Genomic DNA, 17,658 nt, shown 5'->3' with positions numbered 1-17,658 from the left:
ATTTGAGCTCGCTGATGCCACGGCTGCGCGAACATCGCGGCTTGCTCGAATTGCAGGCGGCTTGGCGCGATCGCCGGTCGCGGGTGATCAACTTCAACGTGTGAGCGGCTTCACACGTCATCGTCCCCAACAATTGTAAACATTGCTCGGCTTCCACGCCGGTCGCAGGAGCGCGCATGTCGACCATACCCGCTTATACAATCGGTGGTTTAACGCGCCCCGAACTTCAGCTCGATTCGACCGGTCATATCGTCCTCGACGCGGCCGCCCAAGCGTTCGCCGACACGTATGGTCTGCAATATCTCTACCTCGGCTGCCCTCCCGGCACGCTCTGGCCGCCGGTCACCGACTCGCTGTCGGCGCCGGTCGATGCCAATTCGGGGAGCAACACGGTCATTGAGGGCGCGGCGGCCAACACGCTTGCCAACATCACCGCGCAGGCCACCAGCAGCAGCGGCAATGCCGTCACCTATTCGTTGACCGGCGACACCTCCAGCGGCGGGTTCAAGATCGACCCGAACACCGGCGTGGTGTCGGTCGCAGACCCCACCAAGATCAACTACGTGACCAGCCCCGGTCATGCCTACACCATCACCGTTCAGGCGAGCGACGGCATCGCGACGAGCGCGCAGAGCTTCACCACCGCCGTCACCGACGTTGCGCCGTCCACGCCTGTCGACAGCAATGCGGCAGCCAACAAGGTGGCGGAAGGCGCCGCAGCCGGCACGGCTGTGGGCATCACCGCAACATCGACCGATATGAATGCCGTGACCTACAGCCTGACTGGCGATAGTTCGGGCGGGGGCTTCGCCATCAATGCGACGACAGGTGTCATCACCGTCGCCGATCCCAGCAAGATCAACTACGTCACCGCGCCTGGTCATGCTTACACCGTCACCGCGACCGCGAGCGACGGCACCCTGAGCAGCTCGCAGAGCTTCACGATCGATGTGACGTTGGGTGCGGCAACTCACTTCGCCGTGAGCATTCCGGCCAACGGCGCAGCGGGAACGCCAGGCACGGTCACCGTCACCGCGCTCGATGCCCTGAACCACGTCGTCACCAACTACACGGGCACGGTTCACTTCACGTCAAGCGACGGCCACGCCGCGCTGCCGGCCGACGTGACGCTGACCAGCGGCACCGGCAGCTTCAGCGAAACCCTGGACACCGCCGGCAGCCAAACCATCACCGCGACCGACACGGCCAACAGCGCCGTCAAGGGCACATCGAATGCCGAGATCGTGACACCGGGCGTCGCCACGCATTTTTCGGTCAGTCTCCCCGCCAACGGCACGGCGGGGACACCGGGCTCGGTCGTCGTTACGGCGCTTGATGCCTTCAACAATGTCGCGACCAGTTATTCGGGGATCGTCCACTTCACGTCGAGCGACGGCAGCGCCGTGCTGCCGGCCGACATGACGTTGACCAACGGCACCGGCAGCTTCAACGAGACATTCAAGACCGCCGGCAGCCAGACCGTCACCGCGACCGACACGGTCAGCGCCATCAACGGCACGTCGAACACCGAGACCGTGACGGGCGGCGCCGCCACGCATTTCGTGGTCAGCATTCCGGCGAGCGGAGCGGCGGGGACACCAGGTTCGGTCATCGTCACCGCGCTCGATGCCTTCGGCAACGTCGCCACCGGCTACACAGGAACCGTGCACTTCACATCGAGCGACGGCCACGCCGTGCTGCCCGCCGACGTGACGTTGACCAACGGCACCGGCAGCTTCAGCGAGACATTCGAGTCGATCGGCAGCCAGACCATCACCGCGACCGATACGGTCAGCCCCGGCATCACCGGCACCTCGAATGCCGACACCGTGACGCCGGGTCCCGTCACACACTTCGCGATCAGCATTCCGGGCAGCAGCACTGCGGGAGTCGCAGGTTCAGGCACCGTGACCGCGCTCGACGCCTTCGGCAACGTCGTCACCGGCTATACCGGAACCGTGCACTTCACGTCGACCGACGGCCATGCCGTTCTGCCGGCCAACATGACGTTGACCAACGGCACCGCCACGTTCAGCGAGACGCTCGACACCGCCGGAAGCCAGACCATCACCGCGACCGACACGGTGACGAGCACGATCACCGGCACCTCGAATGCCGAAACCGTGACGGCGGCCGCCGCCACGCACTTTGCCGTCGGCATCCCGGGCAGCGGCTCTGCCGGCACCGCCGGCTCAGGCACTGTGAGCGCGCTCGATGCCTTCGGCAACGTCGTCACCGGCTACACCGGAACCGTGCACTTCACATCGACCGACGGCAGCGCCGCGCTGCCGGCCGACATGGTGTTGACCAATGGCACCGGAACCTTCAACGAGACCTTCGATACCTCGGGCAGCCAGACCATCACCGCGACCGACACGGTCAGCGCCATCACCGGCACGTCGAATGCCGAAAACGTCGCGCCCGGCCCCGCCACGCATTTTGCGGTGAGCATCCCGGCCAACGGCCGCGCGGACATTGCAGGATCGGTCACCGTCACGGCGCTCGATGCCCATGGCAACATCGCCACCGGCTACACCGGCACCGTGCACTTCACATCGAGCGATCCCACCGCCGTGCTGCCGTCCGACACGACGCTGACCGGCGGCATCGGCACCTTCACCGAGAAGTTCGAGACCGCCGGAAGCCAGACCGTCACCGCGACCGACACGGTCAGTGCCGGCGTCACCGGCACGTCAAATACCGAGACGGTGGCTCCTCCGGACGCGCCGCCCGTCGTGACCGGCGGCCACACCCTGAACTACATCGAAGGGCAGGCCGCCACCGCGTTCGACCCGGCGCTAACGGTCACCGACGCCGACAACGCAACGCTCGATCACGTGACGGTGCAGTTCACCGGCAACTATTTCAACGGCCAGGATGTCCTCGGTTTCGTCGACACCGCGCACATCCACGGCGCATGGGACGCCTTGCACGGTGAGTTGACGCTGACCGGTATCGCCGGCCCCACGGTCGGCGACTTCCAGACCGCACTGGATTCGATCACATACTTCAACACCAGCAACAACCCGTCCGGCCTGGCCCGCACGGTGACCATCACCGCCAATGACGGCACGCTCGACGGCACGCCTTCGACCGACACCATCGACGTCACGCCGGTCAACAACCCGCCGGTGGTGACAATCGGCGCCATCACCAACTTCAGCGAGCCGCCGGTCGGCACGCCGCCGGCGAATTCGATCCCGGTCACGATCGCCCCGAACCTCACGATCACCGACGTCGACAGCGCCAACCTGATCAGCGCGACCTTCGAGCTGACCGACCTCAAGCCGTCGGACGTACTGTCGATCGCGGGTCACGCCGGCACCAGCGGCGACATCGGCAACATCCACTTCGCGATCTCCAGCACGGCCACCACCGAAACCGTCACCCTGACCGGGACCGACACGATCGCGCATTACAACGCGATCCTCGATGCCGTCCAGTTCAACAACACCGGCGAGCCTCCCGACACCACGGCGCGCTCCTATACCGTGACCGCCGTCGACGACGGCGGCACCGCGAACGGCGGCAGCGACACGGGATCGGCATCCGCAACCCAGACCGTCACCGCGATCAACGATCCGCCGACCGCGACGGTGCCGACGGATTCATCGGTCGGGACGGCCTTTTCGCACACCAACCTCGCGATATCGGGGCTCTCGATCGCCGACATCGATTCCGCAGGCGGTAACGAAACCGCAACGATCACTTCGAACCACGGCGCGCTGTCATTCGACGTCACCGGACTTGCCAGTTTCACCAACAACAACACCCATACCGTTACGCTCACCGGCACGATCGCGCAGGTCAACACCGCGCTGGCGACGTTGACCTACAACAGCGACGACGGCTTCACCGGCACCGATACCGTCACGCTGAACGTCAACGACAACGGCAACACCGGCACACCCGGCGCGCAGACCTCCGGCCCGCAGACCTTCCATGTCGGCGTCGTTCCGCAGGTGTTCTACATCGACAACTCGACGACAGGCACCAGCCACAACCTCGGCACCCAAGCCGATCCGTACACCTCGATCGCCGCCTTCAACGCGGCGAATCCGGCGGGCTCCGGCGACTACGTCGTGCTCGAGCACGGCACCGGCACCTACAGCGAAGCCAACGGCATCAATCTCGCCAACGGCGTCAACCTGATCGGTGGCAGCCATACTCTGCAGTTCACCAATCCGGCGACCCACGCCACGGTGACCGCGAATGTCGGCTCCGGCACCGATCCGGTCATCCATGTCACCGGCGCCGACAACGGCATCGACCTGCTCGGCACCACGGGCCACACCATCACCGGCGTCAGCATCGACACCTCGGCTTCGACCGGCATCGGCATCAGCGACGACGGCAACAATGTCGGCACCGTCACGATGTCCGACATCACGGTCAAGACCGCCAGCGGCACCGGCATGAGCTTCACCCATGGCGGCAGCATCACGCTGACCGGCACCGCCAACTCCATCACATCGGGCACCGGTACCGCGCTCGATGTCGAGAACACCCAGATCGGCTCCAACAACCTCACCTTCAAGAGCATCACGTCGAGCGGCGGCTCCGGCAACGGCATTATCCTCTCCAACACCGGCACCGCCGCCGGCAATGGCGGCCTGCACGTCACCGGCGACGGCTCGACGGCGGGCAGCGGCGGCACCATCGCCAGCAAGACCGGCGTCGACGGCAGCACCACGCAGGGCAGCGGCGTCTACCTGAACAACACCAAGGATGTGCAGATTTCCTTTGTGACGATGCACGACTTCCAGAACTACGGCATCGTCGGCACCAACGTCACCGGCTTTGCGCTCGGCAATACCACGGTGACCGGCACCAACGGCACCAGCGTCGGCGGCATCGGCGAGGGCGACGTCTACTTCACCGGCCTGTCGGGCACGGCGTCGATCACGAACTCGACCCTCACCGGCGCAGCCTATGATGCCCTGCACGTGTTCAACGACGGCGGCCAGACGCTGAACCGCATTACCGTGACCGGCTCGACCTTCGCGACCAATTCTGCGGCCGGCAACGCGTCCAACGACGCGATCGGCTTCGAGGCCACCGGCGGCACCTTCAACGCCACGATCCAGAACTCGAACGTCACTTCCGCGCGCGGCGACATGTTCCAGCTCAATCTGCTCGGCACGGTGTCGTCGGACCTGGTCATGTCGGGCGACAATTTCAGCAACACCAACCAGAACATCGTCAGCGGCGGCGGCGGCATTACGATCGGCGGCGGCGGCCCAACCAACAATATCACGCTGACCTACGACATCGCGAACAACATCATCAAGGGCGCTCTCGGCGCCGCGCTCGCAGTCACCAAGGGTACCGGCACCGACGCGCACTTCACCGGCACGATCGACGGCAATACGATCGGCACCCAGGGCGTGGCCGGCAGCGGCTCTACGCAGGGCATCGGCATCAACGTCTTCCAGGACGGCGCGGGCACGTCGAGCACGACCATCACCAACAACCATATCTCCGGCGTCGTCGGCGGCATCTTTACGCTGAACCATAACGGCGCCGGCGGGGCGATGACCGCGGTGATCCAGGGCAACACGATCGATACGCTGGATTCGACGAACGGATTTGCCGGCATCGATGTGCAGAACGGGTCGGCGACCGGAACCGGCGGCGACAACAACCTGCTGAACGCCACGATCGGCGGCGCCGGCGCGCTGAAGAACAGCGTCGATCTCGGCGGCAACACGGGCCTCGGCCTGGTCGCCGGCATCTTCCTCGAGCAGGAGGGCGTTTCGAAAACCGGTTTGATCGGCAGCCCCAACTATGCCGGCACGCCGTATAATTTCGCTGCGGTTGGGAGCTATGTGGCGGGCAACAACACCGTGACCGGCACCGGAAACGGGGCGGTCGGCACACAGGCCATCGGTGACCCCGGGCAGTCCGCGGGCGGCGGCTATTTCGGCGGCGCCCAGTTCATGGTCGCCGTCTCGGGCGGCGTCGAAGCGGCCTCGCCGACGACGGGCGAAACCAACCTCACCCAGACGGAGCTGAATTCCGTCATCTCCGCGGCGATCGCGCAATGGGCCACGGCCGGTGCGACGGCAAGCCAGCTCGCCACCATGAAGGCGGTCACGTTCGGTGTCGCCACTCTCGGCGGCAATGTCATCAGCGCGGAATCGAACGGCCACATCACGATCGATGCCAGCGCCGCCGGACACGGCTGGTTCGTCGACCCGACACCATCGGACAATTTCGAGTTTGCCCATGCCGCGACCGCGACCGACCTGTTCGCTGACCCGACCAGTGCGGCAGCCGGACATCTCGACCTTCTTACCGCGGTGGCGCATGAACTCGGTCACGTCGTCGGCCTGGCGGACGACACGACGCCGAGCCACTCCGGCGACTTGATGTACATCAACCTGGCCGACGGCGAGCGACGGCTGCCGAGTGCCGCTGATGCCAACACAGCCGCGCCGCACGTCATGCCCACGCAGGGCACTGCGCCTTCGCAGGTCAATCTGGCCACCCGTGACAGCTTCAACTTCTCGTCGTTCACCCAGTCGCCGCCGCAGACCCCGACCGGCGCAAGCCATGCCGACACCGGCGCGAACACCCAGAACCTGTCCGATCTGTTCAGCGGCCTTTCCAATGCGGCAGCGCCGTGGTGGACCGGCCACGAGGCTGCGTTCGCAGCAATGGGCGGCACGCCGACCGACAATCACGCCCACACCCAGGTGCATCACGACCTGATCGTCTGATCGGGCACCGTATCAACCACGACGCCTGCCGGATCGCTCCGGCAGACGTGGTTCGTTCGGCACGATCGAATCCGAATTGCCCGGAGCGGAGAACTCCGATCGTCGCGCAGGGAGTACGCGCGGACGTCCGTTTCATGACACGAGTTCCGTAGTCAGCGATCGCGGTTTCGCGACTCGCGGACGTCGCACTCAACCGATGATTGAATAAGAATTGCCAACGCGGCACAATCGTTTAGGTTGCACTTAGTGGAAAACACGCTATCGTGCACATGTTGACGACGCTGCGTCATTGTCTTGTATTTTTCACAAATCTTACGACGTATTCGCGGAGGGACTCATGGCCGATCCGTTTCTTTCCGAAATCCGCATGATGACCTTCAACTTTGCGCCCAAAGGCTGGGCGTTCTGCAACGGGCAGTTGGTGCCGCTCAATCAGAACCAACCGCTGTTTTCATTGCTTGGCACTGTTTATGGCGGCAACGGGCAGACCAACTTCGGACTGCCCAATCTGCAGGGCCGCACCCCGATGCATGTCGGCAACGGCCATGTGCTCGGTGAACTCGGCGGCGAGCAGGCGCACACGCTTTCGATCAACGAAATGCCGCAGCACACCCACATCGCGAACGCCACCAACACCAATGGCGCACTTCTGGTGCCGGCCAACAACGTTCTCGGCGCCTTGAACAACGCCTACGCCGCGCCCGCGGCGCTGACCGCGCTCGCGCCGGGCAGCATTTCCACGGTCGGCGGCAGCCAGGCGCATCAGAACATGCAACCTTTCCTGACGATCAATTTCTGCATCGCGCTGCAGGGCATCTTCCCTTCGCAGAATTGACGGAGACCTCTCATGCCACAACCGTTCATCGGCGAAATCAAAATGTTCGCCGGCAATTTCGCGCCGGCCGGCTGGCAGTTCTGCGATGGCAGGCTGCTGGCGATTTCCGAAAACGACGCGCTGTTCAACCTGATCGGCACCACCTATGGCGGCGACGGCCAGTCGACCTTTGGGCTGCCGGACCTCCGCGGCCGGCTGCCGGTGCATATGGGCACCAATGCGGGCACCGCGTTCACGATTGGCGAAATCGGCGGCGTCGAGCAAGTCACCCTCACGACGCAGACGATTCCGGCACATACCCATACGATGCTGGCATCGCAGAACACCGGCACGAGCTCGAACCCGCAAGGCAACGTGCTCGACCAGATGAGCGGTGCGCTGCTGCTCTACAAGGAGCAAACGCCGACCACGCCGCTGAGCCCGGTGGTGATCGGACCGACCGGCGGCAGCCTGCCGCACAGCAACATCCAGCCCTTTCTGTGCATCGGTTTCATTATTTCGCTGTTCGGCATCTTCCCGAGCCAGAGCTAGGAGCGCGACACCATGGCTGACCCCTTCGTCGCCGAGATCCGCATCTTTCCGTTCAACTTCGCCCCCAAGGGCTGGGCTTTCTGCAACGGTCAGCTTGTCCCGCTCTCGCAGAACACGGCGCTGTTCTCGCTGCTCGGCACCACCTATGGCGGCAACGGCACGTCGAACTTCGGACTTCCGAACATGCAAGGCAACGCGCCACTGGCGCCGGGGCAAGGACCCGGCCTCTCGCTGTACGACCTCGGCGAGAACGGCGGCTCCGATACGGTAACTCTGCTGCAATCGGAACTCGCCTCGCACCCCCACGACATGATGGCGATCAACCTGCAGGCCGACCAGGCAGCACCGGCATCGAACCGGGGCATTGCACGATCGCTCAACGGCGCGGCCTATGTCGCCGGCACTCCGACGCCCACGTTGGTGCAGATGAGCCCCAACATGATCGGACTGACGGGCTCCGGCCTGGCGCACAACAATCTGATGCCCTATCTGACGCTCAATTTCTGCATTTCGCTGCAGGGCGTCTTCCCGCCACGGGGCTGAGGTCGTTTTGGCGCTCCCCGCTTCCTCCACTGGCGCACCCGCATTCGGCTGGGCCCGCGCGGCTCGATCCGGCTGCGGCTTTCGCCGCCTGTCGGAGGCCGACCTGCCGTTCCTCGGCCGGCTCTATGCCGCGACGCGCACCGAGGAGCTGGCGCCGGTGCCCTGGAGCGAAGCGGACAAGGCCGCCTTTCTCGATCAGCAATTCCGCGCCCAGCACGCGCACTACCAGCAATACTATCCGAACGCCGACTGGCTGGTGATCACGCGCGAAGATGAGGACATCGGCCGGTTCTACATCGAGCGCTGGCCAAGCCAGCACCGCATCATCGACATTGCCTTCATGCCGGCGCATCGCGGCAGGGGCTACGGCGAGGCGCTGCTGCGCGATGCGATGGACGAGGCGGCTGATGCCGGCAAGGACGTCTCGATCCATGTCGAGAAACTCAATCCCGCGATGCGGCTCTACCGCCGGCTCGGTTTCGTCACCGAGGAGGACAAGGGTGTCTACGACCTGATGCGCTGGCGGGCGACAGGAGCTTCCGGCTATCAGGTGAAGATCGCCTGATAGCCGTTACCGTCCGCGAGCGGACCGATCGGCACCATGAAGATCTCGATCACGCCCAGCGCCGGATGCCGCACCGGATAGATCGCCTGCGGCAACCATGCTCCCTTCGGCGTCGTGAACAGCAGCGAGAACGCACCGCCCGGCCGGCCGCTGTTGCCCACAGGCTCGACCTTGGCGAGCTTCAGCGCCACGACGCCTTCCGCCGTCTGCATCTCGAACTCCGCGGCCTGATGCGGCGTGAAGTCGTCAATATGCAGTTTGGCCAGATCGACGGTGGATGTCATGCGCACGTCCCTGTTGCCGTCGAGGTGTAACACACGCCGCGATGTTGCCGTCAAGATTTCTGCCGGTCATCTATTCTTCGATCCGAAGCCCGTGCCGCCGTCGCGTCGCTAGGTCCTGCCGTCGACCGTCATTCCGGGGCTCGCAAGGCGAGAACCCGGAATCCATTCATCCACTTGTTCGGCGGCACAATGGATTCCGGGCTCGGCGCTTCGCGCCGCCCCGGAATGACGGGTGGATGGAGCCGTCCCCAAGCGCACCCGGCTTTCCCTGCGCCCTCTGCTCAGATGAGGGCAAGTAAACGCAAGACTTGGACGCAGCGGCCGCGAGGATGTGGATGTATGACTTACAAGCCGCGCAACATACTCGCTGTCGTCCCGGCGGAGGCCGGGATCCATAACCCCAAATGCAAGTCGTTGCGCGATGCTGAATGACGAGTCCCGTTCACTACATCTGCGGTGGTTATGGGTCTCGGCCTTCGCCGGGACGACGGCGGTGAACGCGGAGCCGCTGAACGTGCAACCCAGAGCCCTGATGACGGCCCCGATTTCCTCCGCTAACCTCCCCGCAAAGGGCTGCCACCAAGGCGGGCCATCTTGAGGGAGGACAGGCGCGTGCATCGAGGCCGTGTTGTATTCGGCGCCATGGACGAGGTCGTGTTCGGGCAGCCCGCCCGTGAGGCCATCGTCGAGCAACTGGACCGGCTTGGCGCCCAGCGCGCCTTCCTGATGGTGTCGGGTACGCTGAACCGCGAAACCGACGAGATCGAAAAGGTCCGCGCGAAGCTCGGCGCCCGCTGTGTCGGCACCTTCGACCAGATGCCGGCGCACACGCCGCGCGCCGCGGTCATCGCGGCGGCGCAACAGGCGCGCGATGCGAAGGCCGATCTGATCGTCACCATTGGCGGTGGCTCGATCACCGACGGCGCCAAGGCGGTGCAGCTTTGCCTCGCCAACAACGTCACGACATCCGACGGCATCGACACGATCCGCACCCGTGGCGGCGTCTCGCCCGAGATGACCCCTCCGACCGTCCGCCAGATCAGCGTGCCGACCACGATCGCCGGCGGCGAGTTCTCGTCGATCGCAGGCGTCACCAATGAGGCCAAGCGGCAGAAGGAGATGCTGCACCATCCCCTGGTGATGCCGCGCGCCACCATCCTCGATCCGGAACTCTCGGTGCACACACCGAACTGGCTGTTCCTGTCGACCGGCATCCGCGCCGTCGATCATTGCGTCGAGGGCATCTGCTCGCGCGAGGCGCATCCCTACGGCGATGCACAAGCGCTAAAGGGGCTGGAGATGCTGGCGGCCGGCCTGCCGCGGGTGAAGGCCGATCGGAACGACATATCGGCGCGGATGGACTGCCAGATCGGCACCTGGCTCTCGACCGGCCCGCTCGCCTCCGGCGTGCCGATGGGCGCAAGCCACGGCATCGGCTATGTGCTGGGCGCCGAGTTCGACGTGCCGCACGGCTACACGTCCTGCGTGATGCTGCCCGCGGTGATGCGCTGGAACAAGCGTGACAATGCCGACCGGCAGGCCCTGGTCGCGGCCGCGATGGGACATCCGGGCGCGGACGCCGGCGATGTGCTCGACCGCTTCATCCGCGACCTCGGCATGCCGCGCAGTTTGCAGGAGGTCCACGTCGGACCCGAGCATTTCGACCGCATCGCGGCGGGTGCGATGCGCACGCCCTGGGTGCCGCGCAACCCGCGCAAGATCGACGGTCCGTCCCAGGTCCGCGAGATTCTGGTGATGGCCGCTTAAAGCAACACTGAGGGAGATCTGAGCTTCGATGTACACCGGCAAGCATGCTTACCTGCGCCCGCTGCAACCGGCCTTCATCATGGCCGGGACCGGCGAGATCGTCACCTATCGCGAGCTCGAGGCGCGCAACAACCGTCTCGCGCATCTGTTCCGCAACCGCGGCATGAAGCGGCTCGATCACTATTCGATCTTCATGGAGAACAACAACCGCTACCTCGAGGCATGCGGCGCCGGTGAACGTTCCGGCCTCTACTTCACCTGCGTCAATTCCTACCTCACGGCCGGCGAACTCGCCTACATCCTGACCAACAGCCAGTCGCGGATCCTGATCACCTCGAAGCTGAAGCTCGACATCGCGCGCGAGGCGCTGAAGGAGTGTCCGCAGGTCGAACTCTGCATCGTGGTCGACGGCGACAGTGAAAGCGATCGCATCGTCGGGCTGCGCGAGGCGACCGCGGGACTGCCGGCGACGCCGATCGCGGACGAATATGCCGGCACCGCGATGCTTTATTCCTCCGGCACGACCGGCCGGCCGAAGGGCATCGTGCGGCCGCTGCCCGAGCAGCCGCCGTCAGAAAACCTGCCACTGTTCGATTTCCTGACTAAACTCTGGCACTACCGCGAGGGCATGGTCTACCTGTCGCCGGCGCCGCTCTATCACTCGGCGCCGCAGGCCGCGGTCAATCTCACCATCCGGATGGGCGGCACCGTCGTCATCATGGAGAGCTTCGATCCCGAGCGCTATCTCCAGCTGGTCGAGAGATGGGGCATCACCCACAGCCAGCTGGTGCCGACGATGTTCTCGCGCCTGCTGAAGCTGCCCGAGGAGGTTCGCGCCCGCTACGACCTGTCGACGCTCGAGATCGCGATCCATGCCGCGGCGCCCTGCCCGGCGCTGGTCAAGGACGACATGATCAAATGGTGGGGCCCGATCATCCACGAATATTACGGCGCGACCGAAGGCCTCGGCTTCACCGCCTGCAACAGCGAGGAATGGCTGGCGCATCGCGGCACCGTCGGCAAGGTGCTGCTCGGCGATTTGCATATTCTCGACGAGGACATGCAGCCCTGCCCGAAGGGCACGCCGGGCACCGTGTGGTTCAAGACTGCCACGCCGTTCGAGTATTTCAACGATCCGGCCAAGACCAGCGAGGCCCGCTCGGCGGACGGCAGCATGAGCACGGTCGGCGACGTCGGCTATGTCGACGACGACAACTTCCTCTATCTGACTGACCGCGCCACCTTCATGATCATCTCCGGCGGCGTGAACATCTACCCGCAGGAATGCGAGAACCTCCTGATCACCCATCCCAAGGTCGCCGACGCCGCCGTGTTCGGCGTGCCTAATGTCGATCTCGGCGAGGAGGTGAAAGCGGTGGTGCAGCCGGTCGACGGCATCGCGCCGGGGCTGGAGCTCGCCGAGGAGCTGATCGCGTTCTGCGCAAGCGCGCTGTCGCGCCAAAAGGTGCCGCGCTCGGTGGATTTCGAGGCCGAGCTGCCGCGGCTGCCGACCGGAAAACTCTACAAGCGTCTGCTGCGCGATCGCTATTGGGGCAACAAGACCTCGCGGATCGTCTGAACAGGCGATGCGGCGAGCCGCACGGTTGGAGTTGGGGACGCCGGATGGCGTAACTGACTCGCCCGCCGTGCGGATTCCGCGCTATGCTCCGGGATCGCAAGCCAGCATCGCCGGAGGCAGCCATGCCGTCGCCCCAGCCGCGCGAGCCGGAGCCGGGACAGGCCGGAAGGCTCGAATTCACAGCTGCCGAGATCGGCGCGCTCGCCCATCTCTATCGTGGCGAGGTTTACCGCAGCACGGTCTGGCGTACCCGCCTCGACAGCTCCACCAACTGGGCGGTTGTCACGACCGGGATCGCGCTGTCGGCGACCTACAGCAGCGCAGAGGCCTCGCCCTTGCCGATGGTGCTGGTCGGGTTGCTGGTCACGGTCTTCCTGTTGTTCGAGGCGCGGCGCTATCGCTACTTCAACGTCTGGCGCGCCCGCGCGCGGTTACTCGAAACCGATTTCTACGCGCCGATGATCCGCGGCGAATGTCCGACGCCGAACGCGGCCTGGACCGAGCTGCTCGCCAACGACTACCGCCACCCGAGCTACCACATCAGCTTGGCCCGGGCGATCGGCCGGCGGCTGCGCCGGACCTATGGCTGGATCTTCGCGATCCAGGCCATCGCCTATTACGGCAAGCTGGCGATCCACCCGTTGCCGCTGACCACGCTGAGCGAGATCTGGGACCGCGCCTCGATCGGCCCGATTCCCGGAGCGATCGTGGTTCTGGCCGGCGTCGCCTTTCATTCGAGCTGGGCGCTGTTCGCCTTCGTCACGCATCGCATGGAGGCCGCGGACCGACGTGCACGGCACAATCTGATCGCGATGGGGTGAGGCGGCACGCGCCGCGTTGCCCGTGGCGGGCTTTTCCCCTAACCTCGCCTCAACAAGAAAAGTCAGGGAGGATTTGCCGATGGAAGTGATCCCACTGCGCGAGGGATTCGGAGCCGAGCTGCGCGGCGTCACGCTTTCGGATGTTGCAGCCCACGATGCCGTGTATGCCGCAGTGCGCGCGGCGTTCGAGGAACACTCGGTGCTGGTGTTCCGCGGCCAGGAGGTCAGCGACGACATCCAGCTCGCCTTCTCGCGCCGCTTCGGCCCGCCCGAGACGACCAAGGTCGGCTCGATGGGCACCGGCTCGCATTTCGTGATCCTGTCGACCTTCGGACCCGACGGTAAGGTGGTTCCGTCCGACCATCGGCAGCAGCTGCGCGCCAAGGCCAACCAGCTCTGGCACACCGACTCCTCCTTCAAGCGCGTACCGGCGCTGACCTCGATCCTGTCCGCGCGCATCATCCCCGAGCATGGCGGCGAGACCGAATTCGTCTCGATGCGGCTGGCCTTCGAGCGGCTCGACAAGGACGTCGCGAAGCGGCTGGAGAACTCGTTCGCCTGGCACTCCTACGCGCATTCGCGCAGCAAGGTGGCAACCGGGCTCGCGACGACTGAAGAAGTCGATGCGCTGCCGCCGGTATGCTGGCGCATGGTCTGGCGCAATCCCGTCAACGGCCGCGGCGCGCTGTATCTCGCCTCCCATGCCTATGGCGTCGAAGGCATGGATGCCGATGCCGGCAAGGCGCTGATCGAGCAATTGACCGAAGCCGCCACCGCGCCCGGCGTCAGCTATCTGCATCAATGGAAGCAGGGCGACGTCGTGATGTGGGACAACCGCGCCACCATGCATCGCGGCCGCCCCTGGCCGGCGCATGAAGGCCGCCTGATGATCCGTACCACGATCTCGGCGACCGAGGCCGACGGTGTCGCGAACATGCGGCCGCCCTCAACGCAGGCGGCGGAGTGAGGCAACGTTCTCATTGTACCGTCATCCTGAGGAGCGCGAAGCGCGTCTCGAAGGATGAACGGCCCGGCTGGTGGCCGTGCATCCTTCGAGGCTCGCTCCGCTCGCACCTCAGGATGACGGGGAACGTTTAGATCCGCAGATCATATCGGCGACAAACTGTCGCTGACCGCAAGACATTTCACTTCGCGCGCGTCAGCAGCAGCAATCGAACTCCAGCGAAGACTCGCAGCTGCATTGCAAAACAGACTGAGTTCCCCACCATCACAGCCATTATTCCCGGTCCATTGAAATTTTAATGCTGTCACGTCATCCGAATTGCCAATCCCCGCACGGCCGTCGCTGGTTGCCCGAAAGCCTCACCGTGGTATCGTCGATGCCAATCGGCCATTGAGACCGAAATTCGTGGAGGGGACCATGCGGAGCGTGCAAGCGCTGGCCGTCGCGGTGTTGTCTGTGCTGACCATCAGCGACGTTTCACGCGCAGCCGAGCCAAAATCCGGCGGCATCTTCAGGATCTATCACCGCGACAGCCCCGGCAGCGCCTCGATCCACGAGGGCGCGACCTATTCGGTGAACATTCCGTTCATGCCGATCTTCAACAACCTCGTCATCTTCGACCAGCATATCGCGCAGAACAGCGCCGACACGATCCGGCCCGAGCTTGCGGAGAGCTGGGCCTGGAGCGGCGACAACAAGACGCTGACCTTCAAGCTGCGCAAGGACGTGAAGTGGCACGACGGCAAGCCGTTCACCGCGGCCGACGTCAAATGCACCTTCGACATGCTGATGGGCAAGTCGCAGCAGAAGTTCCGGCAGAACCCGCGCAAGTCCTGGTACGACCAGGTCGACGAGGTCACCACCAACGGCGACTATGAGGCGTCGTTCAGGCTGAAGCGGCCGCAGCCTGCGCTGTTGTCGCTGCTCGCCTCTGGGTATTCGCCGGTCTATCCCTGCCATGTGTCGCCGGCGGAGATGCGCACCAAGCCCGTCGGCACCGGCCCCTTCAAGTTCGTCGAGTTCAAGGCCAACGAATCGATCAAGCTGACCAAGAACCCGGATTACTTCAAGAAGGGCCTGCCCTATCTCGACGGCATCGAGTTCACCATCATCACCAACCGCTCGACCGCGATCCTCGGCTTCGTCTCGGGCAAGTTCGACATGACGTTCCCGACCGAGGTCTCGATCCCGCTGCTGAAGGACGTCAAGTCGCAGGACCCCAAAGCGGTCTGCGTGGTGGAACCGAATAACGTCTCCACCAACATCATCATCAATTCGAGCGCACCGCCATTCGACAATCTGGACATCCGCCGCGCGCTGGCGCTGGCGCTCGACCGCAAGGCCTTCATCCAGATCATGTTCGAGGGCCAGGGCGACATCGGCGGCACCATGGAGCCGGCACCGGACGGCTTGTGGGCGATGCCGAAGGACATGCTGGAGCAGATCCCAGGCTACGGTCCTGACATCGAGAAAAACCGCGAGGAAGCCCGCAAGCTGATGCAGAAGGCGGGCTATGGCCCCGACAAGCACCTGCAGATCAAGGTCTCGACCCGCAATATCGCGGTGTACCGCGATCCCGCCATCATCCTGATCGACCAGATCAAGAGCATCTATATCGACGCCGAACTTGACGTCGTCGACACCGCGCAGTGGTTCCCGAAGATCGCACGCAAGGACTATTCGCTCGGCCTCAACCTCACCGGCAACGCCGTCGACGAGCCGGACCAATCCTTCTACGAGAACTATGCCTGCGGCTCCGAGCGCAACTACACCAACTATTGCAACAAAGACATCGAGAAGTTGTTCGACCAGCAGTCCGAGGAAACCAACCTCGACAAGCGCAAGAAGCTGGTCTGGGAGATCGACAAGAAGCTGCAGGAAGACGTCGCGCGGCCGATCATCTTCCATGCCCGGACCGGCACCTGCTGGAAGCCGTACGTGAAGAATGTCACGATCATGTCCAACAGCTCCTATAACGGCTATCGCTACGAGGACGTCTGGCTGGACAAATAGGCGTAGCGTTTTCGAGCGAAGTCGATACCGGTTCGCGTCAAGAAAGCGCGTCAGAAGAAGATTCGGGATCAGGGAGAGAGCCAGGGTGTTTGCCTATATCGTGCGGCGGCTGTTCCTGATGCTCGTGACCCTGTTCGGGATCTCGGTCATCATCTTCGTGCTGCTGCGCGTCGTTCCGGGCAACATCGTCGACATCCTGTTCGACGCCGCGGGCTTCGTCGATCCCGCCGACAAGGCCAATCTCGAGCGCGAGCTCGGCCTCAGCCAGCCGATCGTGATCCAGTATCTGCACTGGATCGGCGGCCTGCTGCACGGCGACCTCGGCTATTCCTATGTCTCCGAGAAGCCGGCGCTCGAGGAGATCCTGCCGCGGATTCCGATCACCGCGCGGCTGGCGGGGCTGGCGCTGTTGTTCTCGGCCTCGATCGGCATTCCGCTCGGGGTCATCAGCGCCTTGCACCAGGGCTCGAAGCTCGACTATGCGCTGCGCGTCGTCAGCCTGAGTGGTCTGTCGCTACCGTCATTCTGGCTCGGCCTGTTGATCCTGATGGCCTCGGTCTCGCTGTTCGGCACCATGCCGATCTTCAATCCGAACCCGAAGACATGGCTCGAGGCGCTGACCATCTATGCGGTGCCGGCGATGGCGGTCGGCTTCCGCAGCGCGGCGCTGACCATGCGCATCACCCGCTCCTCGATGCTGGAGATCCTGCGCCAGGACTACATCCGCACCGCGCGTGCCAAGGGCGCCTCCGAGGCCTCCGTGAACTATCACCACGCGCTGAAGAACGCCGTGCTGCCGGTCATCACCGTGATCGGCATCGAGGCCGCGTTCCTGATCGGCGGGCTTATCGTCACAGAGACCGTGTTCAACATCCCCGGCATCGCCCGCTTCCTGGTCGAGGCGCTGCGCTGGCGCGACTACCCGATCGTGCAGAACCTCGTGATGTTCATCGCGGTCGTTGTCGTGGTCGTGAATTTCATCGTCGACATGCTCTATGCGGTGATCGACCCACGTATCCGGTTCGGAGACTGAG

At 64.4% G+C, this 17,658-nt stretch carries 12 protein-coding genes; 11 read left to right on the top strand and 1 reads right to left on the bottom strand.

Going from position 1 to position 17,658, the window contains the following annotated elements; all coding sequences use genetic code 11:
• The first annotated feature begins 176 nt into the window (after nucleotides 1-176).
• The 5 genes from ACVIGA_RS24295 to ACVIGA_RS24275 all read left to right on the top strand — a co-directional run bounded on the left by ACVIGA_RS24295 (nucleotide 177) and on the right by ACVIGA_RS24275 (nucleotide 9,196).
• Complete coding sequence (locus tag ACVIGA_RS24295) at nucleotides 177-6,722, top strand: hypothetical protein (RefSeq protein ID WP_456668276.1); 6,546 nt, start codon at nucleotides 177-179, stop codon at nucleotides 6,720-6,722.
• A 337-nt stretch (nucleotides 6,723-7,059) separates the two neighbouring features.
• Entirely contained in the window at nucleotides 7,060-7,557 is a 498-nt protein-coding gene (locus ACVIGA_RS24290) for a phage tail protein (protein ID WP_456668275.1), read from the top strand.
• Nucleotides 7,558-7,569: 12 nt separating this feature from the next.
• Nucleotides 7,570-8,088 carry a phage tail protein gene (locus ACVIGA_RS24285; RefSeq protein ID WP_223974670.1) on the top strand — a complete coding sequence of 173 codons (519 nt, stop codon included), beginning with the start codon at nucleotides 7,570-7,572 and terminating at the stop codon, nucleotides 8,086-8,088.
• Between the two features lie 12 nt (nucleotides 8,089-8,100).
• The gene (locus ACVIGA_RS24280; RefSeq protein WP_223974668.1) at nucleotides 8,101-8,631 is read left to right on the top strand and encodes a phage tail protein; all 531 of its coding nucleotides are present in this window, start codon (nucleotides 8,101-8,103) and stop codon (nucleotides 8,629-8,631) included.
• Nucleotides 8,632-8,638: 7 nt separating this feature from the next.
• Entirely contained in the window at nucleotides 8,639-9,196 is a 558-nt protein-coding gene (locus tag ACVIGA_RS24275) for a GNAT family N-acetyltransferase (protein ID WP_456668274.1), read from the top strand.
• Here the strand turns inward: ACVIGA_RS24275 and ACVIGA_RS24270 are convergent.
• Nucleotides 9,178-9,480 carry a DUF6916 family protein gene (locus tag ACVIGA_RS24270; RefSeq protein WP_456668273.1) on the bottom strand — a complete coding sequence of 101 codons (303 nt, stop codon included), beginning with the start codon at nucleotides 9,478-9,480 and terminating at the stop codon, nucleotides 9,178-9,180. The two genes, ACVIGA_RS24275 and ACVIGA_RS24270, sit on opposite strands and share 19 nt — an antisense overlap.
• Nucleotides 9,481-10,092: 612 nt before the next feature.
• On the opposite strand from ACVIGA_RS24270, the gene ACVIGA_RS24265 reads away from it, so the two are divergent.
• From ACVIGA_RS24265 to ACVIGA_RS24240, 6 genes are all read left to right on the top strand, one after another.
• Nucleotides 10,093-11,247 carry an iron-containing alcohol dehydrogenase gene (locus ACVIGA_RS24265; RefSeq protein ID WP_456668272.1) on the top strand — a complete coding sequence of 385 codons (1,155 nt, stop codon included), beginning with the start codon at nucleotides 10,093-10,095 and terminating at the stop codon, nucleotides 11,245-11,247.
• 28 nt (nucleotides 11,248-11,275) lie between these two features.
• The gene (locus ACVIGA_RS24260; protein ID WP_456668271.1) at nucleotides 11,276-12,826 is read left to right on the top strand and encodes an AMP-binding protein; all 1,551 of its coding nucleotides are present in this window, start codon (nucleotides 11,276-11,278) and stop codon (nucleotides 12,824-12,826) included.
• Nucleotides 12,827-12,948: 122 nt separating this feature from the next.
• A complete protein-coding gene (locus tag ACVIGA_RS24255) occupies nucleotides 12,949-13,647 on the top strand; it encodes a DUF2270 domain-containing protein (protein WP_456668270.1) in 699 nt (232 codons plus the stop codon).
• A gap of 79 nt (nucleotides 13,648-13,726) precedes the next feature.
• Entirely contained in the window at nucleotides 13,727-14,614 is an 888-nt protein-coding gene (locus ACVIGA_RS24250; RefSeq protein ID WP_456668269.1) for a TauD/TfdA dioxygenase family protein, read from the top strand.
• Nucleotides 14,615-15,028: 414 nt separating this feature from the next.
• A complete protein-coding gene (locus ACVIGA_RS24245; protein ID WP_456668268.1) occupies nucleotides 15,029-16,624 on the top strand; it encodes an ABC transporter substrate-binding protein in 1,596 nt (531 codons plus the stop codon).
• Between the two features lie 85 nt (nucleotides 16,625-16,709).
• Entirely contained in the window at nucleotides 16,710-17,657 is a 948-nt protein-coding gene (locus tag ACVIGA_RS24240; protein WP_456668267.1) for an ABC transporter permease, read from the top strand.
• The last annotated feature ends 1 nt before the right edge of the window (nucleotide 17,658 follow it).

The organism is Bradyrhizobium sp. USDA 3240 (genome assembly GCF_054063295.1).
Note: the sequence above shows the minus strand (reverse complement) of the source record. Positions and strands in the feature narration are given on the sequence as shown.

Excerpts from the sequence above, each read along its gene's own strand:
- ACVIGA_RS24285 (WP_223974670.1), top strand. The coding sequence starts at position 7,570 with ATGCCACAACCGTTCATCGGCGAAATCAAAATGTTCGCCGGCAATTTC.
- ACVIGA_RS24250 (WP_456668269.1), top strand. The coding sequence starts at position 13,727 with ATGGAAGTGATCCCACTGCGCGAGGGATTCGGAGCCGAGCTGCGCGGC.
- ACVIGA_RS24270 (WP_456668273.1), bottom strand. The coding sequence starts at position 9,480 with ATGACATCCACCGTCGATCTGGCCAAACTGCATATTGACGACTTCACG.
- ACVIGA_RS24290 (WP_456668275.1), top strand. The coding sequence starts at position 7,060 with ATGGCCGATCCGTTTCTTTCCGAAATCCGCATGATGACCTTCAACTTT.
- ACVIGA_RS24280 (WP_223974668.1), top strand. The coding sequence starts at position 8,101 with ATGGCTGACCCCTTCGTCGCCGAGATCCGCATCTTTCCGTTCAACTTC.
- ACVIGA_RS24295 (WP_456668276.1), top strand. The coding sequence starts at position 177 with ATGTCGACCATACCCGCTTATACAATCGGTGGTTTAACGCGCCCCGAA.
- ACVIGA_RS24255 (WP_456668270.1), top strand. The coding sequence starts at position 12,949 with ATGCCGTCGCCCCAGCCGCGCGAGCCGGAGCCGGGACAGGCCGGAAGG.
- ACVIGA_RS24245 (WP_456668268.1), top strand. The coding sequence starts at position 15,029 with ATGCGGAGCGTGCAAGCGCTGGCCGTCGCGGTGTTGTCTGTGCTGACC.
- ACVIGA_RS24260 (WP_456668271.1), top strand. The coding sequence starts at position 11,276 with ATGTACACCGGCAAGCATGCTTACCTGCGCCCGCTGCAACCGGCCTTC.